At 51.7% G+C, this 26,202-nt stretch carries 27 protein-coding genes; all 27 read right to left on the reverse strand.

All coding sequences use genetic code 11. The features are described 5' to 3' along the window. Window positions 1-3 precede the first annotated feature (3 nt). The gene (locus MP213Fo_RS03260; protein ID WP_421090251.1) at window positions 4-2,934 is read right to left on the reverse strand and encodes a bifunctional [glutamine synthetase] adenylyltransferase/[glutamine synthetase]-adenylyl-L-tyrosine phosphorylase; all 2,931 of its coding nucleotides are present in this window, start codon (window positions 2,932-2,934) and stop codon (window positions 4-6) included. Window positions 2,935-2,964: 30 nt separating this feature from the next. Then, window positions 2,965-4,395, reverse strand: a complete 1,431-nt coding sequence (locus MP213Fo_RS03265) for a sensor histidine kinase (protein ID WP_421090992.1) — start codon at window positions 4,393-4,395, stop codon at window positions 2,965-2,967. Then, on the reverse strand, window positions 4,392-5,102 hold the full coding sequence (locus tag MP213Fo_RS03270; RefSeq protein ID WP_421090252.1) for a response regulator transcription factor: 711 nt from the start codon (window positions 5,100-5,102) through the stop codon (window positions 4,392-4,394). The genes MP213Fo_RS03265 and MP213Fo_RS03270 overlap by 4 nt, the downstream gene beginning before the upstream one ends. Window positions 5,103-5,254: 152 nt before the next feature. Then, complete coding sequence (locus tag MP213Fo_RS03275) at window positions 5,255-6,796, reverse strand: Do family serine endopeptidase (RefSeq protein ID WP_421090253.1); 1,542 nt, start codon at window positions 6,794-6,796, stop codon at window positions 5,255-5,257. A 165-nt stretch (window positions 6,797-6,961) separates the two neighbouring features. Next, entirely contained in the window at window positions 6,962-7,441 is a 480-nt protein-coding gene (locus MP213Fo_RS03280) for a cytochrome c-type biogenesis protein (protein WP_421090254.1), read from the reverse strand. After that, a complete protein-coding gene (locus MP213Fo_RS03285) occupies window positions 7,438-9,429 on the reverse strand; it encodes a heme lyase CcmF/NrfE family subunit (RefSeq protein WP_421090255.1) in 1,992 nt (663 codons plus the stop codon). Before MP213Fo_RS03285 ends, MP213Fo_RS03280 begins: the two co-directional genes overlap by 4 nt. A 185-nt stretch (window positions 9,430-9,614) precedes the next feature. Further along, entirely contained in the window at window positions 9,615-10,052 is a 438-nt protein-coding gene (gene ccmE / locus MP213Fo_RS03290; protein WP_421090993.1) for a cytochrome c maturation protein CcmE, read from the reverse strand. A gap of 62 nt (window positions 10,053-10,114) precedes the next feature. Continuing rightward, on the reverse strand, window positions 10,115-11,314 hold the full coding sequence (ccmI, locus tag MP213Fo_RS03295; protein WP_421090256.1) for a c-type cytochrome biogenesis protein CcmI: 1,200 nt from the start codon (window positions 11,312-11,314) through the stop codon (window positions 10,115-10,117). Window positions 11,315-11,452: 138 nt separating this feature from the next. Next, complete coding sequence (locus tag MP213Fo_RS03300) at window positions 11,453-11,905, reverse strand: hypothetical protein (RefSeq protein WP_421090257.1); 453 nt, start codon at window positions 11,903-11,905, stop codon at window positions 11,453-11,455. Window positions 11,906-12,045: 140 nt separating this feature from the next. After that, entirely contained in the window at window positions 12,046-13,389 is a 1,344-nt protein-coding gene (locus MP213Fo_RS03305; protein WP_421090994.1) for an ATP-binding protein, read from the reverse strand. A gap of 67 nt (window positions 13,390-13,456) precedes the next feature. Beyond that, window positions 13,457-14,161, reverse strand: coding sequence for a response regulator transcription factor (locus MP213Fo_RS03310; RefSeq protein ID WP_421090258.1), 705 nt, complete (start codon window positions 14,159-14,161; stop codon window positions 13,457-13,459). A 143-nt stretch (window positions 14,162-14,304) separates the two neighbouring features. Next, the gene (locus MP213Fo_RS03315) at window positions 14,305-14,637 is read right to left on the reverse strand and encodes a hypothetical protein (RefSeq protein ID WP_421090259.1); all 333 of its coding nucleotides are present in this window, start codon (window positions 14,635-14,637) and stop codon (window positions 14,305-14,307) included. A gap of 182 nt (window positions 14,638-14,819) precedes the next feature. Beyond that, on the reverse strand, window positions 14,820-18,662 hold the full coding sequence (locus MP213Fo_RS03320; protein ID WP_421090260.1) for a baseplate multidomain protein megatron: 3,843 nt from the start codon (window positions 18,660-18,662) through the stop codon (window positions 14,820-14,822). Between the two features lie 38 nt (window positions 18,663-18,700). Further along, window positions 18,701-19,159, reverse strand: coding sequence for an NlpC/P60 family protein (locus MP213Fo_RS03325; RefSeq protein ID WP_421090261.1), 459 nt, complete (start codon window positions 19,157-19,159; stop codon window positions 18,701-18,703). Next, window positions 19,156-20,046, reverse strand: a complete 891-nt coding sequence (locus MP213Fo_RS03330; RefSeq protein ID WP_421090995.1) for a DUF2163 domain-containing protein — start codon at window positions 20,044-20,046, stop codon at window positions 19,156-19,158. Before MP213Fo_RS03330 ends, MP213Fo_RS03325 begins: the two co-directional genes overlap by 4 nt. After that, the gene (locus tag MP213Fo_RS03335) at window positions 20,046-20,681 is read right to left on the reverse strand and encodes a phage distal tail protein, Rcc01695 family (protein WP_421090996.1); all 636 of its coding nucleotides are present in this window, start codon (window positions 20,679-20,681) and stop codon (window positions 20,046-20,048) included. The genes MP213Fo_RS03330 and MP213Fo_RS03335 overlap by 1 nt, the downstream gene beginning before the upstream one ends. Before the next feature lie 9 nt (window positions 20,682-20,690). After that, the gene (locus tag MP213Fo_RS03340; RefSeq protein ID WP_421090262.1) at window positions 20,691-21,293 is read right to left on the reverse strand and encodes a phage tail tape measure protein; all 603 of its coding nucleotides are present in this window, start codon (window positions 21,291-21,293) and stop codon (window positions 20,691-20,693) included. A 3-nt stretch (window positions 21,294-21,296) separates the two neighbouring features. Then, window positions 21,297-21,539, reverse strand: coding sequence for a phage tail assembly chaperone (locus MP213Fo_RS03345; protein ID WP_421090997.1), 243 nt, complete (start codon window positions 21,537-21,539; stop codon window positions 21,297-21,299). Continuing rightward, a complete protein-coding gene (locus tag MP213Fo_RS03350) occupies window positions 21,509-21,859 on the reverse strand; it encodes a gene transfer agent family protein (RefSeq protein WP_421090263.1) in 351 nt (116 codons plus the stop codon). The genes MP213Fo_RS03345 and MP213Fo_RS03350 overlap by 31 nt, the downstream gene beginning before the upstream one ends. After that, window positions 21,856-22,269, reverse strand: a complete 414-nt coding sequence (locus MP213Fo_RS03355) for a phage major tail protein, TP901-1 family (RefSeq protein WP_421090264.1) — start codon at window positions 22,267-22,269, stop codon at window positions 21,856-21,858. Before MP213Fo_RS03355 ends, MP213Fo_RS03350 begins: the two co-directional genes overlap by 4 nt. A gap of 14 nt (window positions 22,270-22,283) precedes the next feature. After that, window positions 22,284-22,718 (reverse strand): DUF3168 domain-containing protein, encoded by a 435-nt coding sequence (locus tag MP213Fo_RS03360; protein WP_421090265.1) that lies wholly within the window; start codon window positions 22,716-22,718, stop codon window positions 22,284-22,286. Continuing rightward, complete coding sequence (locus tag MP213Fo_RS03365; RefSeq protein WP_421090266.1) at window positions 22,715-22,903, reverse strand: hypothetical protein; 189 nt, start codon at window positions 22,901-22,903, stop codon at window positions 22,715-22,717. Before MP213Fo_RS03365 ends, MP213Fo_RS03360 begins: the two co-directional genes overlap by 4 nt. Further along, window positions 22,900-23,235 (reverse strand): phage head closure protein, encoded by a 336-nt coding sequence (locus MP213Fo_RS03370; RefSeq protein ID WP_421090267.1) that lies wholly within the window; start codon window positions 23,233-23,235, stop codon window positions 22,900-22,902. Before MP213Fo_RS03370 ends, MP213Fo_RS03365 begins: the two co-directional genes overlap by 4 nt. Continuing rightward, window positions 23,232-23,801 (reverse strand): head-tail connector protein, encoded by a 570-nt coding sequence (locus tag MP213Fo_RS03375; protein WP_421090268.1) that lies wholly within the window; start codon window positions 23,799-23,801, stop codon window positions 23,232-23,234. The genes MP213Fo_RS03370 and MP213Fo_RS03375 overlap by 4 nt, the downstream gene beginning before the upstream one ends. A 126-nt stretch (window positions 23,802-23,927) precedes the next feature. Continuing rightward, entirely contained in the window at window positions 23,928-25,217 is a 1,290-nt protein-coding gene (locus tag MP213Fo_RS03380) for a phage major capsid protein (protein WP_421090269.1), read from the reverse strand. Window positions 25,218-25,300: 83 nt separating this feature from the next. Then, window positions 25,301-25,840: an HK97 family phage prohead protease gene (locus tag MP213Fo_RS03385; protein ID WP_421090270.1), complete on the reverse strand. Its 540-nt coding sequence runs from the start codon at window positions 25,838-25,840 to the stop codon at window positions 25,301-25,303. Then, window positions 25,830-26,201, reverse strand: coding sequence for a DUF6107 family protein (locus tag MP213Fo_RS03390; RefSeq protein WP_421090271.1), 372 nt, complete (start codon window positions 26,199-26,201; stop codon window positions 25,830-25,832). Before MP213Fo_RS03390 ends, MP213Fo_RS03385 begins: the two co-directional genes overlap by 11 nt. Window position 26,202: the final 1 nt, after the last annotated feature.

Consider the following 26,202-nt stretch of genomic DNA (forward strand, 5'->3'; position numbering starts at 1 on the left):
TAATCAGCCCTTAAGCAGTTGCTTAAAGGCTTTGGCTACACTGTCGCTAAATTGTGTGAGCTGATGCTCGACATGGCTGACATCCGGCAATTCTGCCGCTCTGCACAGCAGATCCAGCAGGCCGGGCAAATAATCCTCACGTCCCGCATTATCATCTACACATAAGCGGATTACCTGCGTGAGATTGCTATAGAAATGATGCGCGGCTGCCAATTGTTCTGCAGTGTGTGGTTCTGCAAAATCCGCTTTTAAATGCTGTAGATTGGCTTGTGTCGACGTGTTTCTGGCCCCCTCATCAACCTGTCCGGTCAAAACAGCAAATTGGGCTATAAATTCCAGATCAATCAAGCCACCTTTGCGTAATTTCAAATCCCAATTGTCACGCGGCGGCTTTTCTTTAGCAATCAAAGCGCGCATTTCCACCATTTCCTTAGCGGTCTTTTTAACCGCCGACGGAATTTGTAAAATGGCCTCGACCTCTGCATCAATGGCTGTGAGAAAGGATGGATCACCGGCGATCGCACGGGCGCGGGTAAGCGCCATATGCTCCCACACCCATGCGTCATTGCGCTGATATTTACCAAAAGCGGCAATATGCGTGGCAACCGGCCCTTTATTGCCGCTTGGCCGCAGCCGCATATCCACCTCATACAACACGCCCTCAGCCATCGGTGCGGATAAAGCTGCGATCAGGCGCTGCGTCAGGCGGATATAATATTGCGATGCCGCCAGTTGTTTCTCACCATCAGAATAATCAGCATCCTCATCGTGATCATAGAGCAGAATAATATCAATGTCGGAACCTGCTGTCAGCTCGCGGCTACCCAGCTTGCCCATGGCCAAAACACCAATTCTACCGCCGGCAACATGACCATGACGCAGGGCGAATTCCTTAACAACTGCCTTGAGGCAGCGGTCAATCATCAGATCAGCAAGATCGGAAAAGGCTTTGCCCGCACGCACGCCGTCAATAGCGCCGGTCAACAACCGGATACCGATTAAAAAGCGATGCTCCGCAGCAAAAATCCGCAGCCGGTCCAGTGTTTCTTCATAAGGTTCATCATGGGTAAGAAAACTATCCAGACGCTCTTCAAGATAGATACGGGTTGGCAGCTCCGAGAAAATGCGCGGATCCAGCATGCCATCAAAAACATGCGGTTTGCGGGTTATGATTTCGGCGAGCCTCGGTGCGGCGCTCATCACCAGCACCAGCAGATTGAGCAGAGCCGGATTGTTTTGCAGGAGGCTGAAAAGCTGGATACCCGATGGTAACCCTTGCAAAAACCCGTCAAAACGCAGCAGCGCATCATCGGCACGCTCGGTGGCTGCAAAAGCGTTGAGCAGTGCCGGTGTCAGCTCGGTAAGCCGCTCGCGGGCTTCTGCGGTTTGCGTGGCACGGTAGCGACCAAAATGCCATATACGGATAATCCGGCAAATATCACTCGGGCGTTCAAAACCAAGCTGCGACAATGTTTGCAGCGTATCCGGATCATCAGCCTCACCGGTAAATACCAGATTGCCGCCACTGCTGCCAAGCTCGGCAGCCTGTTCGAACAGCGCTGCATAATGCTTTTCAACGCGGCGCAACACCTCCAGAAAATCAGCCGTAAACCTGTCATTATCCTGATAGCCCATCATATGGGCAATACGGCTGAACCCCTCATCATCCTCTGGAAGAATATGGGTTTGCTCATCTGCAATCATCTGGATACGATGCTCGACATCCCGTAAAAACGTGTAATTACTGCTCAGCTGATCTCGGGTATTTTCGCCCACCCAGCCGCGTTCGCAAAGCTTTGCCAGCATAGGGAGGGTTTTAGAACCACGCAGTTCAGGAAATCGCCCGCCTGCAATAAGCTGCTGGGTCTGTACAAAAAACTCGATCTCACGAATACCGCCACGGCCAAGTTTGACATTATGACCACGCACAGCAATATCACCATGACCACGATGGGCATGAATTTGCCGTTTAATTGAGTGGATATCAGCGATTGCAGCGTAATCGAGATATTTGCGCCAGACATAAGGCGCCAGCTCCTTTAGAAACATTGCGCCGGATGCGCCATCACCGGCCACCGGACGTGCTTTGATCATGGCGGCGCGTTCCCAGTTTTGGCCGCGTCCTTCATAATAATGCAGAGCAGCGCTCACGGGAATAGCCAGCGGTGTTGCACCGGGATCAGGGCGTAAACGCAAATCCACGCGAAACACATAACCGTCGGCGGTTCTGTCCTGCAAAATTTTAACCAGCCTGCGTGCCAGCCGTGAAAACAGGTCTACACATTCATAAGGGTCAATAATTGCCGGGCGGGCACTGTCGATAAAAATAATCAGATCAATATCAGAGGAATAATTCAGCTCTTTTGCGCCGAATTTCCCCATTCCAAGTACAATCCAGCCGCAGTCTTTTTCAGGCTGGCTACGATCAGGCAAAGCGAGCTTGCCCTTCGCATCGCTTTCAAGCAGCAGAAACTGCACAGTGGCTCGCAAACAGGTTTCAGCCAGATCGCTCAGCCGCACCGTGGTTGCAATCGTATCTGCAATGCCTGCCAGATCATCCAGCGCAATCAGCACATGCGCATTGCGTTTATAGTGGCGCAGCTCACGCATCAGCCGCTGCTCGGTCATATCCGGCTCAAGGCCAAGTGCTGCAACCTGCGCGCTGATTGCAGCCAGCAAATCCGCAATCGGGGCTGTGAACAGGCTTTCCAAAATCTCCGGATGGCATTCAACGCTCTCACGTATAAATGGTGAGCAATCCAGAACAGCGCCCAAAAATCCTTCGGCTTTAGCGGATTTAAGATAATGTTTTAACTGGCTGCATGCATGTTCACTGGCCGCTAAAGCCAGATTTTCAAGATAGATTTTTGCCTGATTTTTATCCGGTGCTGTTATAAGTTTCAGTTGCTGATCAAAAAACAAAACACCGGTCATGCTGCCATTCCACCCAATCAATTATGCCGTTTATAGTTTTGTCTCAAGCTGGGCAGGAAAAGCAAGAACAACCCGCAAGCCCGGTTGATTATCTTCAAGTTTCAAACAGCCGCCATGCAGCTTCATCACCGCTTTAGCCAGGCTGAGCCCAAGACCTGAGCCCGGTTGTGTGCGGCTTTTCTCTAAACGTACAAAACGCTCAGTTGCCTGCTCGCGCATATTTTCTGCAATACCCGTTCCCTGATCGGCAACAGTGATCAAAACCTTACCGCCCTCAGTTTTCATTCCAACAGTGATCATCGGCAGCATCTGCGCCTCACCTTCATCACTCTCCTGTGCGGAATGAGAATATTTAATCGCATTATCAATCAGGTTTGAGATAGTTTGCCCTACCAGCTCCCGATTGATCCGCAAACTCACATCCTCATCAGCTTCAACAACCAGCTGCAAACCGGCATCTTCGGCAACCGGTTCATATAGTTCGGCCACATCCTGCAAAATAGGTTTAAGCGGCAGCACTTCCATATTTTCAGATGAATAGCCGGCTTCAAGCCGCGAGATCATCAAAATCGCATTAAAGGTGCGGATCAGCTGATCGGATTCCCCAATGATATCTTCAAGCGCAGTGCGGTATTCATGATTTTCTTTGGAGCCGGATAGCGTAGCTTCTGCTTTGTTGCGCAGACGTGTCAGCGGCGTTTTAAGATCATGTGCAATATTGTCTGACACATGTTTCAACCCGTCATTCAGCTCTTCAATCCGTCCCAGCATCGCATTCAGATTAATAGACAACCGGTCGAATTCATCGCCAGCGCCACTCACAGGTAAACGCTCTCCCAGATCACCGGCCATAATACGCTGCGATGAGTTGGAAACTTGTTTAAGGCGCAGCAAGGCGCGGCGGCCGACAAAATACCAGATCAGAAATGCCCCCACCGCCATGATACCAAGCGCCAGCACCAAAGCGCGACGCATGATATCGCGGAACAATTCTGGTTCACTCAGATCGCGCCCGATCAGCACCCGCATACCATTGGGAATGGCAAAAACAATGGCAATCGCCTTGTGTTTTTCAGTGGTGCCCTGCTCGCCATAACGCACATAGGTGAAGGGTTTATCAGACATGCCGCTTATATCCAGCACGCCCGGCTCAAGGCTTTCAACATTACCAGCTAAAATTCGGCCTGAAGAATCTGAAATCAGATAGAGAAAGGCACCGGGCTGGCGTGAGCGCCTGTCAATCGTGCGCACCAATAGCGGAATGCCACCGCGATCATAAGATGCCGTGACACTAGTTACCTCATCCAGCAAGGCCTTCTGCGTCTGCGCTGTCAGAAAATTAACCGACAGATTGGTCATGTAGAAAAACAGCGCCATCGCACTGAGTAGAAACAGCAGCAAATAGAGCGCAGACAATTTAACAGTTGTGGTGCGTAGCAGAGCACTCAGACGGTTCATCAGGCAATATCCGCAGCTTTGGTTTTAGTAGCCGGTGCATTGGCTTTGAGCATATAGCCGGCGCCACGCACGGTATGCAGCAGCGGCTCGTCAAAATCTTTTTCGATTTTAGCGCGCAGACGTGAAATATGCACATCAATCACATTGGTTTGCGGGTCGAAATGATAATCCCAGACATTTTCCAACAGCATTGTGCGGGTTACTACCTGCCCTGCATAGCGCATCAGATATTCCAGCAGACGAAATTCACGCGGCTGCAAACTGATATCGGTACCAGCACGGCGCGCGGTATGGGCAAGACGATCAAGCTCCAGATCACCAACACGATAGACCGTATCAGCGGCTTTCGGGCTGACACGGCGCTGTAAAACTTCAACACGTGCCAGTAATTCGGTGAAAGCATAGGGTTTTGTCAGGTAATCATCGCCACCAGCCCGCAGGCCGGTAACACGGTCATCCACCTGTCCCAATGCAGAGAGAATAAGCGCAGGCGTGGTAAGCCCTTGTGCCCGAAGACCGGCAATGACCGACAGGCCGTCGCGCTTTGGCAGCATCCGGTCGATAATCAGCACATCATAATTATTGTTTTCCGCCAGCGTGTAGCCACTCTCACCATCACCGGCAACATCAGCAATATGCCCCGCTTCGGCAAAAGCTTTTTCGAGATAGCGTGCTGCTTCGCGGTCATCTTCAATAATTAAAATCCGCATATCCGCCCCTTACTCAATAAACACAATAATCCATATCATAGAAATTCTGAACGGTTTGATTTTTACCGAATGCAGAATTTCTGGATATAATGAAAAGGCGGCGCTTGAGAAAGCCCCGCCTTTTCAAACTTTATAAGATGATCAGAGCTCGATCAGCCCTGACTAATTGGCAGTGCAACAAAGCGGTTCTGACCATTGGTCTGTACCTGCAACAACACAGCTTTGCGGCCACTCTTTACTGCATCTTTAATAGCGGTGTTAATATCAGCAGCCGATTTTACAGCCTTATTATTGGCAGTGATGATTGTATCACCGGGACGCAGACCTTTGTCAGCAGCATCGCTGTCTGAATCAACATCAGTAATAACAACGCCTTTACCACTGTCATCCGGTGTTACGGTCAAGCCGTAATCTTCAAGAGCTTCGCCCTTTTCAGATGAAGAATCTGTGTTTTTATCAGCCTGTTTCTGATCTTCAGGATAAGGCTTGATTTCCACACTGACGGTTTCAGCTTTACCATTGCGCCAGATTGTCAGATTGGCTTTTTCACCCGGATTAATCGCAGCAACTTTACGTGCCAGATCACGCGGATCTTTGACCGTTTCATCGTTCACAGCAGTGATAACATCACCGGCAACTAAACCGGCCTTAGCAGCAGGACCATCCGCCTGAGGCTCGGCAATGATTGCGCCCTTGTCTTCAGAAAGACCGATAGAATCGGCTATTTCTTTAGTAACAGGCTGAATTTGCACACCGATCCAACCGCGATCAACCGAGCCTTTTTTAATCAGATGATCAACAACTTTGCTGGCGGTTGAAGCCGGAATAGCAAAGGCAATACCCACACTGCCACCTGACGGTGAGAAAATTGCGGTGTTGATACCCACAACTTTACCGGTCAGATCAAAGGCAGGGCCACCGGAGTTACCTTTGTTAACGGCCGCGTCAATCTGGATGAAATCATCATAAGGGCCTGCGCCGATATCACGGCCACGCGCGGAAACAATACCGGCTGTTACCGTACCACCAAGACCGAACGGATTACCGACAGCCACAACCCAGTCACCGACTTTAACATTGCTGTCTTCATCAAAGGCAACATAAGTGAACTTACGCTTATCATTGACTTTCAGTACGGCCAGATCCGTACGCACATCGGTACCGATCAGCTTGGCATCAAGCTCGGTGCCGTCATCCAGAACAACCGAATATGAATCGCCATCGGCAACCACGTGATTGTTGGTGACCACATAGCCGTCTTCAGAAATGAAGAAACCTGAGCCCTGTGCCAGCGGACGGGCATGGCCGCGATCACCGCGCTTCTGACGTTTATTCGGACGGGCTTTGTCGCCATCAGGGCCATTCGGGCCGAACGGGCTGCCAAACTCACGGAAAAAACGTTTTAAAGGGTGGCCGTCAGGCAATTGATCCAGACCCTGATCACCAAATATTTGCGGACGATCATTGCTGGCAGTCTGCACATCGCTCTTAACGCGCACACTCACAACAGCCGGACGAACTTTTTCAACCAGTTCAGAAAAACTCGGCTGTGCCTGTGCGGTCACAGTGACAGGAGCGGCTTGCGCTGAACTGAGTGATGCAAGCGGGCCTGTTGCCAGAATAGTCCCGGCAAGCGCGCAGGAAAGAAAAATACGTGTAAGCTTACGCTGGGAAGATGACTTGATATCAGACATAAAATATCTCCTGAGAGGCGGATGACCTATAGGTAGGTTATCGACTGTTCGAGACAAGAGATAGCGTATTCAACATTACCGGATAATTTCCTGAAGATGAACTTTTGGTAAGGTTGGGCTCTATATGGCTGTTTCTCAATATTATTTAACTAAAAGTGCCTTAAATTATTTACCGTCGAGTAAATGTTCGAGGCGCTTTTTTTCAGCCTCACTCAGCGGTACGATTGGCGGCTGGCTACGATTGGCCTTACGACGGGTCAGCCAGATAAAGCCGGCGCCGCCTAAAAGCATCAAAACCGGAAAGCCCCAAAGCAGCACAGTACGCTTTTCTAACCGTGGTTTGAGCAGTACAAATTCGCCATAACGTGCAACCAGATAATCCAGAACCTGATCATCCGTATCGCCCTGCACAAGACGTTCACGTACCAGCACGCGCAGATCACGCGCCAGATCGGCATCAGAATCATCAATCGACTGATTTTGACACACCATACAACGCAAACCCGCAGACAGCCCCCGCGCGCGTTTTTCCAGCACCGGATCAGACAATACCTCACTCGGATTGACTGCCCATGCACTATTGAAAGTGGCCGGTGTAAAACCAAGCCCCAAAGTTAATGCTGCGATCAGAAGAAGTATCCTCATGCCGGCGCGCCCCTTGCAAGCTTTTCAGCTTTTCTGGCTTTGGCTGGTGCACCGACCCGCAGACGGCGATCAAGCAAGGACAGCATACCGCCAAGCATCATTGCAACAGTGCCCAGCCAGATCAGTGTAACAAATGGTTTCCACCAGATACGAACAACCATGCCGCCGCTTTCAAGCTCATCACCCAGTGCGATATAATACTGATTAACACCGCGGGTCAGAATACCGGCCTCAGTTGTCGGCATATTACGAGCCGGATAGAAACGTTTTGCCGCGATCAGGTTGCCGATCTCACTGCCGCTTTTATCAAGCAAAGTGAAAGAGCCCTGATCCTCGGTAAAGTTGGAGCCGGCAAAAGGCGCCTGTCCGTCATAGCGAAGCTGGTAACCGGAAATAGGTGTCGTTTCGCCGACCTTCATGGTGACAACATGCTCGGTACCAAAACTGGTAACCGCAACAATACCTAGCAGGGTAATGCCAAGCCCCATATGCGCCAACGCAGTTCCAAATACAGAACGTGGCAGGCCGATCAACCGCGGCACTGCCCGCGACAGCGCCATTTTGCCAAAACCGGCTTTGGTCACAACATCCATCAGACTGCCAAGGATAACCCAGACTGACAAGCCGATACCAAATGCAGCCCAAACAGCACGCGGATCGATCAGAATGAGCACCAGCCCGACAGTAACCAGAGACAGACCAAATACCCACATCAAGCGCTGTGCAACCGCATATAGATCGCCGCGCTTCCACGCCATCAGCGGCCCGAAAGGCACCGCGGCCAACAGAGGCAGCATTAATGGGCCAAATGTCATATTAAAGAACGGTGCCCCGACAGAGATTTTTGTACCGGTCAGCGCTTCAAGCAGCAGCGGATACAGTGTGCCGATCAGCACAGTTGCAGTTGCCGTGCTCAGGAACAGGTTATTGAGTACCAACGCCCCTTCACGCGACACCGGTTGAAACAGGCTGCCACTGGTAATGGTTTGCGCACGCAGAGCAAACAAGGTCAGCGAACCGCCGATAAAGAAGACCAGAATAGCTAGAATGAAAAGGCCGCGACCCGGATCAGTAGCAAAGCTGTGCACAGAAGTAAGAACGCCTGACCTTACAAGGAATGTGCCAAGCAGCGACAGCGAGAATGTGAGCAGTGCCAGCAGCACTGTCCAGATTTTTAACGCTCCGCGCTTTTCCATCACAATTGCCGAATGCAACAAGGCTGTACCGATCAACCACGGCATAAAAGATGCATTTTCAACCGGATCCCAGAACCACCAGCCACCCCAGCCCAGTTCATAATAAGCCCAATAAGAGCCCATTGAGATACCACCGGTCAGGAATATCCATGCTGTAAGTGTCCACGGGCGAACCCAGCGTGCCCATGCGGCATCAATACGCCCGTCAATCAATGCAGCCACGGCAAAAGAAAAGCACACTGAAAACCCGACATAACCGAGATATAGCAGCGGTGGATGAATAGCGAGACCAATATCCTGCAGGATCGGATTGAGATCCTGCCCTTCAATCGGCGCAGGAATGACGCGGGCAAAAGGATTTGAAGTCAGAATAATGAAGCTTAAAAATGCTGTGGCAATCCAGCCCTGTACAGCCAGCACATTGGCACGCAACGTATTCGGCAGATTGCTACCGAATACTGCCACCAGTGCACTGAAGAATGTCAGAATAAGCACCCATAGCAGCATCGAGCCTTCATGATTGCCCCATGTACCGGTGATTTTATACAGCATCGGCTTCAAAGAATGCGAGTTTTCAACGACATTGAGAACCGAAAAGTCAGAAACGACATAGGAATGCACCAACACTGCCGATGACAACAGGATCAGCGCGAAAACAGCAGAAGCACAAGGCTCCGCCACGCTCATCAGGCGTATATCATTACGCTTTGCACCGATAACCGGTAATACCGACTGCACCAGCGCTAAAGCCAGTGCAAGTACCAGTGCAAAATGTCCGATTTCAACGCTCATCACTTTTTTCCTGCCGGTCGGGCGGGTGAGTATCACCACTACGCCCGCTCTGTCTGTTCATTTAAACGCAGCTTCATCCGATAAATGCAGTCTCATCCGGATCGAAGCGGAAGAAACAAACCAACGGACTGATTTTTCCGCATAGCCAGCTTCCACTTTTCCTGAAACTGCTCTGGTGTGCAGTCTTAATTGCCTTCCCAGACGCCTTTTGCTTTCAGGCTGTCCGCCACATCTTTAGGCATGTAATTTTCATCATGTTTTGCCAAAACATTGTCAGCAATAAATGTTCCATCCGGCGTAAAACGCCCCTCTGCAACAATGCCCTGCCCTTCACGGAACAGGTCGGGCAAAATACCTTCATAGGTCACAGTCAGGTCTTTAATCGTATCTGTCACCGCAAAACTGACATGTTTGTCAGTGCCACGCACCACAGTACCTTCCTTCACCAATCCGCCAAGGCGAAAACGCGCACCCGATGCAATATCTTCAGCTGTCACATCTTCGGGGGTTCTGAAATAACGGATATCCTGACTGAATGCGACCAGCACCAGTGCGATTGCCAATGCCAGCACCGCCATTGCGCCGCCGATCAGCATCAACCTTTTGCGCTTACGCTTGCGCATAAGCTGCGAAACCCGTGGTGAGCGAAGTTCGGATGCAGCAGAAACGGGGTGCGTATGATCGGTCATTTCACAACTCCGGTAACATCAAGTCCTAGCTGAGTGGCGGTTTCTGTAAGCCTGCGCAAATCATTTTCCGGCAGCGCTTTTGCTGCATTGCTCAGTGCTTCAAGCGCTTTATCACGCTCTCCCAGCACCATATAGGCGCGCAGCAAGCGGTCCCAGCCAGCCGTATCAGCAGGATTATCACGCAGTTTTTCCGCAAGGCCATCAACCATTGAACGGATCATATCTTTGCGCCCCTGCTCATCAAGCTGGGAAGCCGCTTCGACATCGGCAGCCGTAGGGCCAGGCTGGTTGATGGCAGGAGCATTATTATTGGTATTTGTATTATTGGTATTTGCCGCTTTTAAATTGACAATTGTCTGCTCAATATCAGCACGCCACGGCGCATTTTCAGGTGCAGTCGCCAGCATTTTTTGCAATACCGCCACGGCCTCATCGCGTTTACCGCCCTGCATCAGCGCCCGCACCTGCATCAAAGGCGGGCGCAAATCTGTGGGCGACAGCTTGCCTGCTTTTTCAAAAAGCCCCAAGGCCTCAAAAGTTACCTCGCCATTGGCTTTAACAATCAAAGCCTCACCAAGACCGATCAGGCGCTCCGTATCATCACCCAGCAGCTGCAATGCTTTACGATAGGCTGCAATCGCATCATCAACGCGACCAAGACGCAAATAGATTGGCGCGAGAATAGCCCAACCGCGGCCGTCTTGCGGTGATTGCGCCAGATGTGCTTCAGCCTGCGCGATCAGCTCAAGCGCGGTCTTGTCCTGAATTGGATTGGCCTTACGCTCCGCCAGCGGCTGCGACGGCAAATCAGGTGTACCGGTAAGCGCATAAACGCCCCAGCTCACGCCAGGGATAAACAGCAAGACAAGGATAACAGCCCAGCGGGAATTTTTACTTAGGAGATAAGTCTTTTCGCTGTTTACGGCACTGGTCGCATCATCAGGCACAGCTGGATCATTGGCACGGCGGTCATTATGCAAAATGCGGCGGGAAATCTCCAGTCGCGCCTGCTCGGCAGAAGGCTCATCAAGCAAGCCGCGCGCGAGATCTGCATCAACCTCTTTAAGCTGCTGAATATAGACAGAGCGATCCTCCTCGCCTTGCGCAGCAGGCACAGCAGTTTTGCGTGTCAGCGGCAGCATAACGATAAGAATTGCGACAAAAGTTAAAAGTGCAGAAACAAGCCAAAAATCCATAACGGAGACTTAATCTGTCAGCGTCATAAAACCAACAGGAAGCTAACAAATTAACGGCATATAGGTCATTTGGCCGCAAAGATTTCCACATATCCGACACAACATTGCCATGCCTGCAATCATTTTACGGCTGAAGACTTAAGTCAGAGGTGTCCAGCTGCCGTCATTATTGCGACATGCGGTTCCGCGCACAGTTTGCGGCGCACCATCAACATTAAAACTATGGCTATATTGTCTGCAATTTTGTGAGCCGACCTGATAAGGCTGCGCGGCTGTTACTTCGCCGCCGGAACGGCCAGTGCGACTTTTCCAGCTGACAGCCTCCCCCTTAGGAGCGTATTCCAGCGCTTTATATTCAGCTTCAAGCGCAAAACGACGGTCTGCAGGCGCAAGCTGGTTAATTGTGGAACCCAAAATACCGTTGCCCATCGGAGCAAGCACAGTTTTACTCACAGAGCCGCTTGTCAGAGCACTGCCTGCAGATGATCCAGTTGATGATTTAGTACCATTCAACGAGGAGCACGCAGCCAATGTCATCAATGGCAGAATGAAAACAAACTTGCGCAATACAACTCCGGAAGACAATTTCATGAGCAACCCAACATCCTGTCAACACCACTTTGCAGAGCATTATGGCTACTGCTTACACACACTGCAATCATAGCCTGAATATCTCAACATAAAACGCGATAATGCATAACCTTTATCGCCGTTTGTTAAAAAGGCAAAGATCAATTCTCAACCAGAGGCAGCGTGATCTGAACAGCCAAACCGCCAAGCGACGCTTTACTCAGACCAAGACTGCCGCCATATTCACGCACTGTATCCTGCACAATTGCAAGTCCAAGACCGGTTCCGGGCTTACTTTCATCAATCCGCTTACCGCGCTTCAGCGCCTCGGCGATCTGTCCTGCGGGCAATCCTGCACCGTCATCTTCTATTATAACATCAAAAGCAGCAGAGGACTTTGCATCCGCTTTTTCCGCATGGCGCAATGTCATATGGATTTGAGAACGCCCCCATTTCGCGGCATTTTCCATAATATTACCGATGACTTCTTCAAGATCTTCTTTTTCACCGGCAAAGATTGCGTAAGGGAGATGATTGTCGAAAGTCACTTTCATATACGGATTAAGCTTTGCGGTAACTCTGACCATTCGCTCCAGAACCGGTGTAACCGCAGCACGAAACACCACACTGTCGCGTTGCGCCGCAATTCGGGCACGTTGCAAATAATGCTGAATTTGCACCTGCATCGCATCACTTTGCTCAACCACTATTTTGCCTTGCTTACCACCAAGATTACGGCCTTCATTGATCAAAACCGATAAAGGCGTTTTGAGCGAATGGGCAAGATTGCCAACTTGTGTACGGGAGCGCTCGACAATGCGGTGGTTATTATCAATCAGCGCATTCATTTCCTGTGCAAGCGGGGCAATCTCAAGCGGCAGATCTGTATCCACGCGGTTACTACGCCCTTCACGGATATCAGCAAGTGTACGACGCACATGATCGAGCGGGCGCAGGCCAAACAGAATAATTGCAGCATTGATCAGAATACTGCCAAGACCAAAAACCCCGAGATAGGCATAAAGCCGGTTACGAAAATCGCCGATCTCTTCCTTGACCTCGTTGAGATTACCCATCACCCGAAAACGCGCAACTTTATCGGTACTATCAAGCACCACTTCGGTTTCAACCACATAGAGATCTTCACCGGCAGCCGTTTCCACAACATAGCTGCGCATAAATGACTGGTCAAAAGGTACTTCTGCGACTGATTTTACAGGAATGTTTTTTGTACTGAGGGACACTGATCCCAAATGGCCGCTTATAGTTGGGGTGACCGCATCAACCGACCAGTACCAGCCGGACCCTGCACTGGCATAACGTATTTCACCCAGATCCGGACGGCCATGCAATTCGCCCTCAGGTGTCACGCTGACGGCACCGACAAGGCTGTAGAGATGCGCTGACAAGAGACGCTGAAAACTGCGCTCTGCTGCATCCTGATACAAGGACTGAATCAGCGTTGCAACAACGACCAGCGCAAGAATCACCCATAGGGTCGACATCGTTATCACGCGCAAAGCCAGCGAGCGCACGCGCAGAGCCCGTAACTTTGCGGTAAGCCGCCGCATCTTAATCTTTACTGCCAGTGGTCGCAGCAACTGTGCTGGCAGCATCATGGTCTGATCGCATCCGATAGCCCATACCCCGTACAGTTTCGATCATATCCACGCCCATTTTCTTGCGCAGGCGGCCGACAAAAACCTCAATCGTGTTGGAATCTCGATCAAAATCCTGATCATAAAGATGCTCAACCAATTCAGTACGCGAAATCACCTCATCCATATGGTGCATGAGATAGGATAACAGGCGAAACTCGTGGGATGTCAATTTTAAAGCTGTGCCGTCGATAGTCGCTTTCGAAGCCTTGGTATCAAGCACCAGCCTGCCGCATACAAGCTCTGATGAAGCATGACCTGCGGCACGACGAATTAAAGCCCGCAACCGCGCCAGCACTTCCTCAATATGAAAAGGCTTTGCCACATAATCATCGGCACCTGCATCAATACCGGCAACTTTGTCACTCCAGCGATCACGCGCGGTCAGCATCAGCACCGGCATAATGCGCCCTTCACGGCGCCAGCGTTCAACAACGCTGATACCGTCCATTTGCGGCAAGCCGATATCGAGGATCACAGCATCATAAGGTTCAGTATCACCCAGAAAATGGCCTTCTTCACCATCAAAGGCACAATCAACCACATAATCAGCATCGCGCAATGCTTCGGCCAGCTGACGGTTAAGATCTTTGTCATCTTCGACGATCAGGATTCTCATCAGCAAACCTTTTCAGCATTTCGGGAGATAAATATAGCAGTGCCGCGCCATAGAGCTGTACACAAGCCTATAGCACAGTGCAGCAATGAACAAAACTGACGCAGCGCCTTTTGAAAGGCATATGGTTGGAAGTCGACTGCGCCTTATTTTGCAGGCACAGCCACTTCCACGCGACGCGGACGCTCACCGTCACGGCCCGGAACCAGCACGACAACGATACATACCGGTGCGCCATTTTGCACAGCAGCCGTTGCTTTGGTCAGTGTACCGCCTTGGGCAGCAGCAACTTTCTGGCCGATTTCCGCACAATCACCACCGGCAATATAATGGGTTTGTTTTTGAGAGATTGGTGCCAGCCCGGTTTTAAAACCGGCAGCAGCCGAAGATGGAACAATGCCTGTCAAAACCGATCCGCTTGTAACGGCCAGCAGAGTCAAAGCAGCGAAAAAGGTGCGAACTGGTTTATTTGTCATCATGACGCTCACTTTAACGCTTCCTACCTGAATGTTGAATGAACAATATCGTGTGTATAACAGATAGGCTCACTACATAATTCATTTTTCGTTAGCATTTGTTTTCGAAAAACGAAAGACTTGTTATCTGCGGCAAAGCTACCAGTCCGGTATAAATTCACATAATCTGAACATATTATGAGCTTTCAGGGCACCATTAGCAATATCGCCGGCACCCCAGCACCATAAGCCTGGCTGATTTGTGAAACTTCAAAGCGCAGCGCACCCGAACCCGGCACTGAGTCTTGCTGCTGTAGTGCTTGTGTATAATTAAAAAACGGTTCTGTTACCTCATGGCTGTGCAGCAAAGCAGCATCGCGCCACAGCGCCACCTGATATTTTTCGATAGCCTCACCAAGAGGTATTTCCTCCCCCATCCAGCTGTCGGCATCAATACGCCCGCGCCTGATCCAGCTCAAATGAATATCACCATTCAGCCGGCGCTTGTACCGCAGATGCACCGGCTGCAATGGCCGCAATGCCACCACACCACCAATGGCTTGATGCGTCGCATAATATTCATCCGAAAAGTCTTTTCCCGCAGCCCCTGCCCGCCAGTTCAGCGTTAAACCACTTTCAGACTGATGTAAGCCCACGGGTACAACAGCTTCATCCAGCATAATAAATGCAGCGCCTATCAGTTTAGCAAGCCTCGCCTCAGGTTCGGTTCCGCATTGACCGCGCAACAAACCCTGCAAGCGCCACAAATCAGGCGCGATCTCTTCCGCATGCGTAAATTGCAAAATTTCCCAGCTACCTGTAGCGGTTTGTACCGCTGCACTATTGGCAGCATTCAGCAGTTGCACGATAGTTTGTGTGCGCAATTCCCCACGATAAAGTTTTACATCAAAGCTTTGCCGGTGCAAAAACCGCCCGCTTGGTGCCGGTGCCAAGACCGTTTGCAGTTCCCCGATAATGGCAGCTGAGGTGATACGCGAGCGTAACTGATAATCACTGTCCTGCGGCGAGGTATACAGCGCCACTTGCCGCCACGGCTTTGAATAACAGGCAATTTTAAACTGGTTCTGTTCATTTTCAACTCCGGACCACATTGGTAAATCCAGCAGATGAAACAGCGGTTGCCCCTCGATATTTCCCGTATCAGTGTCTGCCAATGCAGGGAGCCTGCTGCGATCAGGGCGCCGGATAACAGGTGCCAGTGCCACTGCTTTAACCCGCCTTGCCGCGCCATCTTCAACGCTGATAATCGTATAATCGCGATTATCATGCAGCGAATTTCCGGTCAGTTTCGGTAGCCGTATTCTGTCACCAACCGCCAAAGCTGCATGTGACCATGGCACAGAAAACCCGACCATCCGCCGCTCTGCATGCTTGCGCTGTAGCCAGTTTTCGGCCAGCGCCTGCGCCTGCCCGCTCTCCATCGCGGCTGAGAGCGACAGGCTTTCATGCCCTGCGCGTTGCCAGCCGGCTTTTTGCGCCAATGCACTGCCTGCCTGATAATCACGCAAAGCATCGCTAAAATAGATTTCAACACTCGCAGGCAATTCCTCCGCATCCTCCAGTGTGCGTACCGGCAAGTCCTGTTCTTTTTCCTGTGCAAATTGCTGTAAAATCACCGGATTGACGCGCCGCGACATAGTACGGAAAACCAGTTTTTGCTGGTGCATTGATATCGGGGCGGCCTTTTCAAATGCAGCAACAGCGAATATTTCCATCAACGGCTCCAGCAATGCCCTGCAGCTGGCTGGATTATCGGCAATAAAGCCGGATAAAAAGCCCTCTACGCCCTGGCAATCTGCCAAGCCTTCCAAGCCAAAATCCTTGAACAGCGCTTGTAACAACTCATCAAGCGCCACGCCGCTTAAACGCCCGTTGAGCCAATGGCCGGTTGTCCAGTTTACAGCATCTCCCCATAAATCTGCCTTTAGCGGATATTCAGGAAACGGGCGCGTATCCCATGCCCAAACATAAATCTGCTCCGGATCAAGCATTCTGCCGCCATAGACCGGCGAAAGAGGATTATGGTCGCCAATTTTATGCCAATAAGCAAAATGCGCCCGCAAAAAATGATCCGCTGCGCAATCACTGCGCGAGCCGTCAGAAAAATATGGGGCGGCATTTTCCGAGGATTTAGGATCCGGAAACACATTGGGCTGGTTCGGTGCTTTATCCACAGCGGCACAACCAAGCTCGGTCAACCAGAATGGTTTTGACATTGGTTGCCATGCGGTTGGCTGGGAGAGTTCAACACCATTGATACGGTTAAAGTGCTGGTTTTGCCACCATGAGCGCAAATCCTTGTAGCGAAAGATCCAAGGCTTGCCTGCCAGCCCATCGGTAATCGGCGTGCGGTTGCGCGCGCGCCTGTCTGCATCACTCGCATAATACCAGTCATAACCTTCGCCACCGGCAATGGCATTCTGCAAGCTCTGGCTGTCATAATTGGATGGCGGAAAGGCAGGATCAATGCTGCGCTCATCACCATCACGCCAATCACTCAGTGGCATATAATTATCGATGCCAATGGCATTAATTGCCGGATGCGCCCATAAGGGATCAAGATGAAAATACACATCACCACTACCATCCTGCGGATGATAACCAAAATATTCTGACCAATCTGCGCCATAGGTTATTTTACAATCTTTACCCAACCGGCTGCGTGCCTCAACGGCAATTTCGCAAAGACTATCAACAAATGGAAATCCGTTTTGCTCATTGCGAACATGGCTAAGCCCGCGCAATTCAGAGCCGATCAGAAACATATCCACGCCGCCAGCGCTCATCGCCAGATCGAGATAATGGCGGATAAAGCGCTTATAACCCCATAGCCCATTTGCAAACTTGCTGATCTCAACAGTTGCTTCCGCTGTTTTGTCCAGATTTTGCATCACAGCTATTCTGCCACGCCATGGATAGGCTGGCTGAAAACCACTGCCATCAAGATCAGGCAGATGATTGCCTGCGGGAATATCCATCATAATAAACGGATAGAGCGTTACTTTAAGCCCGCGCTGGCGGGCGTCTTTAATGGCCTCAACCACTGAAAAATCACTCGGCGTTCCGCCATAGGCTTTTTGATCTCGATTGTCGGAAATCAGATACGCATCCGAGCGCTCAACAGTGCCAACGCGCCAGCTGCGGCTTGGTTTACGGGCAGTATTTGCTGTTACTCCGGGCACAATCCGGCATTCTCCTGCGCGCAAATCGGTGCCAAACCACGGCACGATAAGAGCAACACTGGTCAGGTTCGGGCATAGCGCCTGCAACTCATCCAAGCCTGCAGTCCAATCGCTGCGGGCGCGCAGATTGTTACGGTTGAGCGCACGGGGTTCTCCGGGTCGTGGCTCATCCCGCACCGGTTGCGGTGACAGACCAAATTCTGTAGCACCCGGTATCAACGCCACAGCCCGCATATCCCGCGCAAGGCTGCCAACACTGCGTATAACCTCAAATTGTAATAGCGGCAGACGGTTGCCATAATCATCAACCGGCAAGCGTTCAAAAACCACATAGGCCGTGCCGCGATAGGCTGGTGCTTTACCCGCACCTTGTCGCGCCTCAATCAACGGATCGGGCTGCTGATCTTGCGATCCTTTATAGATACGAATTGTTATGCCGGTTTGATCCAGCTCCTTGCCATCTGCCCAGATGCGGCGAATACCCGAAATCTCCCCCTGCGCCACGGCAAAAGCCGCATTCACATAATAGCTATAGGTAGTAACCTTGGGGCCACCTTTGCCACCTTCACGGCTGGTATTGGACTGCTCTTCAAACCGTGTTGCCCAGATCAGCGTGCTGCCCACGCGCATCGTGCCGTAAATAGCAGGCAGAGGCGCGCCCTCTTCTGCCTGCATCGGACGGGTGCCGGATAAACGCGGCCCTTCAATCCGCCGTGTCGAGTTGATCAGCGCAGTGTCGATCATATAGCCGCCCATTGCCCCGATGGCGCTGCCAATAACGGCGCCGACAGGACCAAACAGGCCGCCGATAATACCACCTGCGGTTTGTAGAACCAGTGTACTCATGATCAGGGTCACCTGTTTTAAACGGGAGAAATCTCAAGCTATTTCGGCTGTGCCGGCTGCTCCGGAAATGCAAAAACCGCAGTGATGCGTTGGCGCCATTGCGGCACCAGCGCCGAGCACGTCACGCTATGCCCCTCATAGGCATGAATGAACCGGCTATCAGGCGCCATAATGCCAAGATGTTTCGCAGCAACGCCATCTCGCCAGCGAAACACCAGCAGATCACCGGCGCAAATATCAGTCAGGTTTTTGGCATGCATATGCCGGCTTGCAGCGTCGATCAGCGGCTCATCCTGTGTGAGTTCTGCCCAATCACGGGAATAGGTTGTGGCTGGCTCCGGCTCACCACCATAGAGCTCCCGCCAGATACCGCGTATCAGCCCCAGACAATCACAGCCGACCTGCGCGCGGCTGGCACCATGGCGGTAGGGAGTGCCAAGCCATTGCTGGGCTATGCTCAGAACCCGCTGGTTAATCTCGCTAGTTTTTGCGGTCATGGCACCAATACCCCGCCATCAAAATTGTCCTGACCATTGGCGTAAGTATAGGCAGCATCATTGCCCGGAATATGCGGAAACCCGCGAAAATTTTCATGATTGGCAAAGCGATCCCGACATTGGGAAAAGCTCTTATCGCATCCGGCAAGAATACTAAAACTATCACCGGTCTGCATGTCATAGATCGTCATATCCTGAAGGATTAAACTCGCCGCGCCATCCGCTGCAGTGATATGCGAAATAACCGTGTTTGCAGTTCCCTGATTATGCCCACTCAGCCACTGCAAACGACCGCGCTCAAACCAATGCGATGCAAATTCACCCAAACCTGAAACATTCATGTCCTGCCCGTTAATGGCCATCACAATGCCGGTTCCGCTATAGCGCGGATCAGCGCTATTGAGCCCGCAGCGCTGATCAGCAAATTCTGCATCGCAGCCGCGTTTTGCCCGCCGCCCGAAAACCCGATCCAGCACAGATGCACTGCTTTTCAGTTCCGCAATAAACTTTGCGCCACTGCGGGTAATTTTGCCAATCGTGGCAGTGCGCAATAAGGCTGCCTGCTCCGGTTGCGCCCAGTTGACCAGATAGGTTTCAACCTGCGCACCGTCATAAAGCCCGCGTTCAATATCTTCATCATCCAGAACAGCACTGCTTAATACGCCTTCGATTTCTGAACTATCCACGGAAAGGCCGAGCTGGCTGCTGGCTTCAGAGCCGTTCATCCCGCTCTGCGGCTGGCATGTCACACCATTGACTAAAAGCGAGCGATCATGATCGCAAAAACCAAATATTTTTTGATCTTTTCTTCGTAAAATCCATACAAAACAATGACTTGTTACATCACTCTGCAAATGTGATTCAAGCTGCGGGTTTAATGTCAGCATCATTTGACCTCCACAATAGGAATGGATGGAATTTCACCGGCTTTAAAGCTGGCAATGCTGGCGCTCAGCCGGTCGGTATCGAACCGCACCGGTACGTCAAACAAAAATCCGGCAGTGATGACTGCTTGCGGCGGCGGCAGAAAGCTTGTGGCAAACGCAACTATTCCGCTCAGCCAATCGACAGTAAATGCCTCGCCGTAGGTCAGCGCATTGCCATCCACCGCAAGGCTCACCGAGCCGGTGACCGGCTTGGTTACAGGCCGCGCATAATCACCATAGCGCTTGACCAGTTGATAGTTACGCGTTGTGCCATCGCCTATTCCCAGCAACTGATCGGTCATTTGCGGCGGGGCATCCTGTTCAGATGACAGATGATCAAACGGATCACGAAACCTAAAAGCATAAAGCGAGCCACGCCGCGCTTCAAAAAACCGCAACACATCACGCAGATCATTTAAGGAGCGTAAGCCCGTTCCGGCATCAAAATAATGACGCGACATCGCCCAGCGGGCATTGCGCTTTTCATGCCCGGATATCAGGCTCACGATTTCATTGCGCCATTCAGGGCCACCGGTTGCCCCAAAGGAGACACCGAGCGGAAAAGGCACATCATGGAATGAATTTAAATCCTGCATCATTTGCCCTCACAACCTTCTGGTGCCATGACGCACAGCACGCGCCAGCATGGCGCTGACCTGTGCTTCAGACCGGCTGAACGAGGCCGCATCCGGCGATGACATATGAAAATTAACCTGCATTGCCCGCCCGCCACCGCCGGTGGCCACACCAAGGCTGCCATCAGCACCCCGTGTAAGTGGCAAAATCGCTTCGGCCCCGGCCTCACCAGCCACGCCGAAACCATTGCCCAAGCCAAAAAAGGTCGGGCTGGAAACCACTCCCCCTTTGGCAAAAGGCATGGCGCCACCCAATCCACCCAAGCCACCCAAGCCACCCAAGCCACCTAAGCCACCTAAGCCACCAAGAGCGCCGGAGATCATTGAAGACAGCATTCCCTGCAAGGGCTTCATACCGGCATCCAACGCAATACCGGCCAGATTGGTGGCCAGCCCGCGCAACACATCATCGAGACCTTTGCCGGATGTTACGGCGCTTTTAAATGCCGAGGTCAGGCTCTGCCCGAACGTGTTTGAACGCTTTTGCAAATTATCAAGCGCACGGTCAAAACCACTGGTATCTGCCTCCATAGCAATGGTGACAGATTGCTGCTGTAAACTGGTATCACTCATGTTTCACCATCCGGTTTCAGCATCGGGAAAAGCCCGTATCAGGGCAGCTAAATCATCTCGCGACGGCGCTTTCCTGCCACCGCGTCCATGCTGTGTGAGCGCCCTGATTTCAGGCAGGCTCATAATCCAGAACTCTCTTGATGACAGCCGCAATTGCCCCATCCCGAAATGCATCAGCGCATTCCAGGGGAAAGACTTTGATTCAATTACGGCGTCTAAGTTTTTGATTGTGAAGGAACTTCCGATTGCTCAGCTGAGCTGCCAAAGGTTATTGCCAGCAATTGTGTCACAAGCTGCGCAAAGCCGACCGCACCGCCCTCTATACGCATATCGGCCACATCATCCTGCGCCACATCATGCCCGCCCCCTTGCAAACCGGCGGTGATGATACGGATAATGTCCTGCGCGCTCAGCCTGCCTGTTGAAAACCGCGCTATCAGCGCTGACAAATCTTCGGTCTCATAGCTCGCCTCAAGCGAGGCTAATGCCCCCAGCGTGAGACATAAAATCCAATGACTATCGTTCAAAACCGCAGCTATTTCGCCGCGTCTGCTATTGGCCATCATGGATGCACTCCAAAACTCACGACACCTGCAGATTCCAGTGCGATTTCAAATGTCACTTCACCATCATGTGCGCCGCCATATTCCAGCGCGATGATTTGAAAGGCACCGCTCACCGTGCCAAAATCCGGCACCACAATCTGCCAGTTCAAAATATCACCATTAAAAAACGCAGTGCGGATCAACTCATCCGAGGTTGCATCTTTAAAAATACCCGAACCGCTGACTGAGGCGCGCTGCACACCGCTGCCCGCCAATAATTGCCGCCAACGCCCTGTGGCATCGGCATCTGTTACATCCACGGCCTCTGCATTGAACGCGATACGCTTACTGCGCAAGCCGGCGCAGGTCTGATACAGCCCGCCGCCTGTAGCTAGTTTCAGCAGAAGGTCTTTGCCTCTCTGTGCACTCATGATCAGATCCTTTTTCAGATTTTTTCAGTCACAGCGCGGTAGCGCAGCTGGCCGCTATAGCCATCACGCAATTCCTCATTACGGGTTTGCGAAGATTGCAAGGTGAGATTAACCAGACGATATCCACCAATATCCGGCCGCTGAGATGAGCCAGAACCACTCAAACCAAGCGCCTCCATCAGCTCTTCCACCATCACCATCAGCTGCAGCACCTGCTTGCGGCCATTGGAGCGCGCCCAGATATGCAGCACAATGCTGTGCTCCTCGCCCTTGCCGCTATCCGTATCCCAGGCATAAACCTGACTGTGGCCAAAGCTGATATATGGAAATTGAGCGGCAGGCGGCACATGGTCATAAATGCCCTGCCGGCCTAGCTTTTCAGCCAGAAGCGGTGCGGCCTGCAACCATGCCAAGATGGCCTTTTGCAAGGCAAGCGCCGCGCCCGTCATGGTTTGATTTCCGGCTTAGTTTCTGGCACCGGATTTATGGTAGTCTCTTTGTCATCACTACGTTCAGCAGCCTTCAAAAACAGACTGTCGCGCTTGTCAGACAAAGCCTGCTCGCACGCCTGCAAGCCAATCAACCGCAGGCTGCGCAACAAGGTTTCAAACAAAAAACGCATGGAAAAATTCATCGGGTTTCCTCTCGAACGGAACAAACGAGATAACGCTGGCTTTCGTCAGGGTCGTGACAGGCTGAAATCGTGAAAAACCGCCCAGCACGCATAAACCGCATGGAGGTGGTAATATAGGCACGATAGCGAATGGTAATGTGATGCGTGATGTTGCTGACAACCTGCTGCGCAAAGGTCTGATTGCCCGCTCTCTGCGGTTCGACCTGCCCCCAGAGCGTTGCAATTGCGTGCCACTGCTCCTGATAGCCACCGGCATCATCATAATCAGGCTGGTTTTGCTGTAAGGTCAGCAATGTTTTGAACTGCCCTGCATCAATGAATTGCAAATTCATAAACGCGCCCTCCGCAACCACGGAGACAGCAATTGCTCAATCATTGCCGGCAGATGACGCGCAGTATGATCCGCATCAAAACTATTACGATTTTCATATAAATGCGCGGCGAGCATCAGGCAGGCGTGACGCAAAGGCTCCGGCACAGTTTCAGGTTCAATGCCAAAACCGGACGTTATTTCAAGCACCAGCCCGCGGGCAATATTGAGACGCTGCGGGCGGCTCAGATAAATCCGCTGCGGCTGGCTGTCCGCATCCAGCCGCCACTCATCGGCATGAAACAAAATGGCCTGACCATTGATATCAAAGCCCTGTACTTTATCCACCGTGATGACGGGCGATTTGTAAAGCGCAACCCTGCCGGATTGCGGCCAGTTGGCTAGCTGTAATTGCCAGCTCTGCGTGAGCAAGGCCAGATTGCAGGAGTGCTCAATAGTTTCGCGTGCTACGCGGATGAGCCGTAATAACAGTGCCTCTTCCTGAAGCTCTGGCAAGCGTAAAAATTTACGCAAATTTGCACTCGTCACCGGCTCATTGTCCGGCGGCGTTAAAAGATGGAGAACCATGCTATCTCCCATAAAATTAAGTGAATTCAATATTATATAATCATTCTCTGTCAGAATGATTCACAGGAAGCACTCAAATAGCCGGCTGCTGCAAACCGTGCAGCGAGGCTTGCTATGGACTGCTTGTTAAACCGAGAATTTGAGCAGTTTAATCGCATCAAAATCCTGAACACCGCCGCCAACACGCTTAGTCGTATAGAACAGCACATAGGGTTTGGCTGAATAAGGATCACGCAATACGCGGATACCAATGCGGTCAACAATCAGATAGCCACGGGCAAAATCACCAAAGGCAATCGGCGTATTATCGGTTGCAATATTCGGCATATCCTCTGCCTCAACCAGACCAAACCCCATAAAAGAGGCTTTCTGGCCAAGAGATGCCGGTGGCTGCCAGAGATAATTACCATTGCTGTCTTTGAGTTTACGAAGCGATGATTGTGTTCTGCGGTTCATCATCCAATGCGCATTCTGGCGGTAACCGGATTTAAGCGCATAGACCAGATCAATCAGCAGGTCGGAAGGTGTCGCCGTTGGCAGTGCCCCTGCCACACCGGTTTTAAGAATACCAAGTTTGCCCCATGTCCAGCTGGCTTCGGCGACCGTATCATAGGCAAGAAAACCATGCGGTTTATTCACCCCGTCGCCATTGATAAAGGCGGTACTTTCAGCCTCAGCAAAAGCAGTCTCTACTTCTGCGGCAATCCACTGCTCCACATCCACTGCTGCATCATCCAGCAGGCTGGCTGTGGCCGCAGGCATGGCATAAATTTCCATCGTCGGAAATTGCAGTTCGGCCAGTTTGGCACTGGTGGTTTGCGGCCGCGCACCATCTTCTCCGATCCAGCCCGTACCGGGGCCGTTGACCGAGAATGGCTTTTTAAGCACCGCGCCTGAAACCTGCCGGATCGTTGCCAATGACCGTACCGGCGATAATGCGGCCAAACGCGTAGCAATTGCCGTTTCCAGTTCTGCTGGCACCAGATAGCCACCATCGGGCCCGGAGCCATAGGAATGTGCTTTCTGCTCAAGGCTGCGCAGCGTCTGCTCATCACCGCGGCGGGCATAGATATCAAAAGCCTGTTTGTGCTCCTGTGCAACGCCGCCCAAAAGCGGGCGCTGATCTGCGCTCAAAGCAGGTCGCGCCTGTTTAACCAGATATTGGTCGAGAGCCGTTTTTTGTTCATCCATAGCGCGATTCAGCCGCTCTACTTTTTCAACAGTCAGCACATCGGTGCCGACATGTTTTTCAATCTGACTCAGGCGCTCATCATTGGCATCTTTAAAACTCTCAAAAGCCTGCATAAACTCTCCGAATGCCTGCCCGACCTCCTGCTGATTATTGAGCGCTTTGACCTCAAGCAGGGGCGTTGTGCGGACTGTGGCTGATGATGTGTTTGTTTTTTTGATCGTCATTCGCTGTTCCTTCGGCTTCAGTTGATTACTGGTGATTGCTGGGGTGTAGAAACCAGTGCAAACCGACCGGATGGAATTGGAATTTATGTGCTTAAGCGCAAACGGGCAGCCGCATGGCGGATGATCCGTGCAGCGCTAATCGCAGTATGATTTTTAAGATGCTGCGCAGCGTTAATTTGTGCTGCTTTATTCAAGCGATTGACGCGGGCGTGCGGCATCATCGGAAACGTAACCAGAGAAATCTCCCAAAGATCCGCCTCCAGAATATGGCGGTTTCCCGCTGTTTTTTTGCTCCTCATGGTACGAAAACCGATCGACAAACCGTCGAGCGCGCCCGCAGTCATCAGTTGCCATGCTTCATCCGCCCGTTTCACGCCTTGCGCCAGCTGACCTTCAACATAAAGGCCATGCTGATCCAGCGTGATTTTCACCCAGACGCCGATGGGGTTATCTGCCTGATGCTGCCAGAGCATGGGGATATTGGCATAGCGCTTTAAGCTCGCACTAAAAGCGCCGGGCTCAATAATATCGCCGCTCAGATCTGTTAATGCGAACAGGCTGGCATAACCGCTAAAAGTGCGTGCGGGGCTTTCGGTGTTATCAGGACTGGTTTTAAACTGCATTGCCACCCTCCCTGTTTGGGGAGGCAGGGGCATCCTGATTTTTCAGTTTGTCGCTGAAGCGTTTGAATATTCCAAGCGCTGTCCATGCGGCAAAGCTGGCAGCGGCAGAGCCCATAAGCATCAGCTCCGCTTGCCCTAAACTGGTACCAAGAGCCAGTTGCTCGGCGATTTTTACGCCGGCCGCACCACCAAAAATCATGCCGCAGAGAATACCCACCGCAAAACGGCTTGCTGCCTCACGGCGACCTTTTGGCAGCATATAGGCAAGAGACACGGCAGAGCCACTAATAGCGCCCGCGATCTTGGCAATCCAAATCCATTGCTGTTCTGAAAAAGGGCCTGGCTGGCCAAATATGCTCATG

This window comes from Pseudochrobactrum mosebachae, from assembly GCF_048914685.1.
Lineage (GTDB): Bacteria > Pseudomonadota > Alphaproteobacteria > Rhizobiales > Rhizobiaceae > Pseudochrobactrum.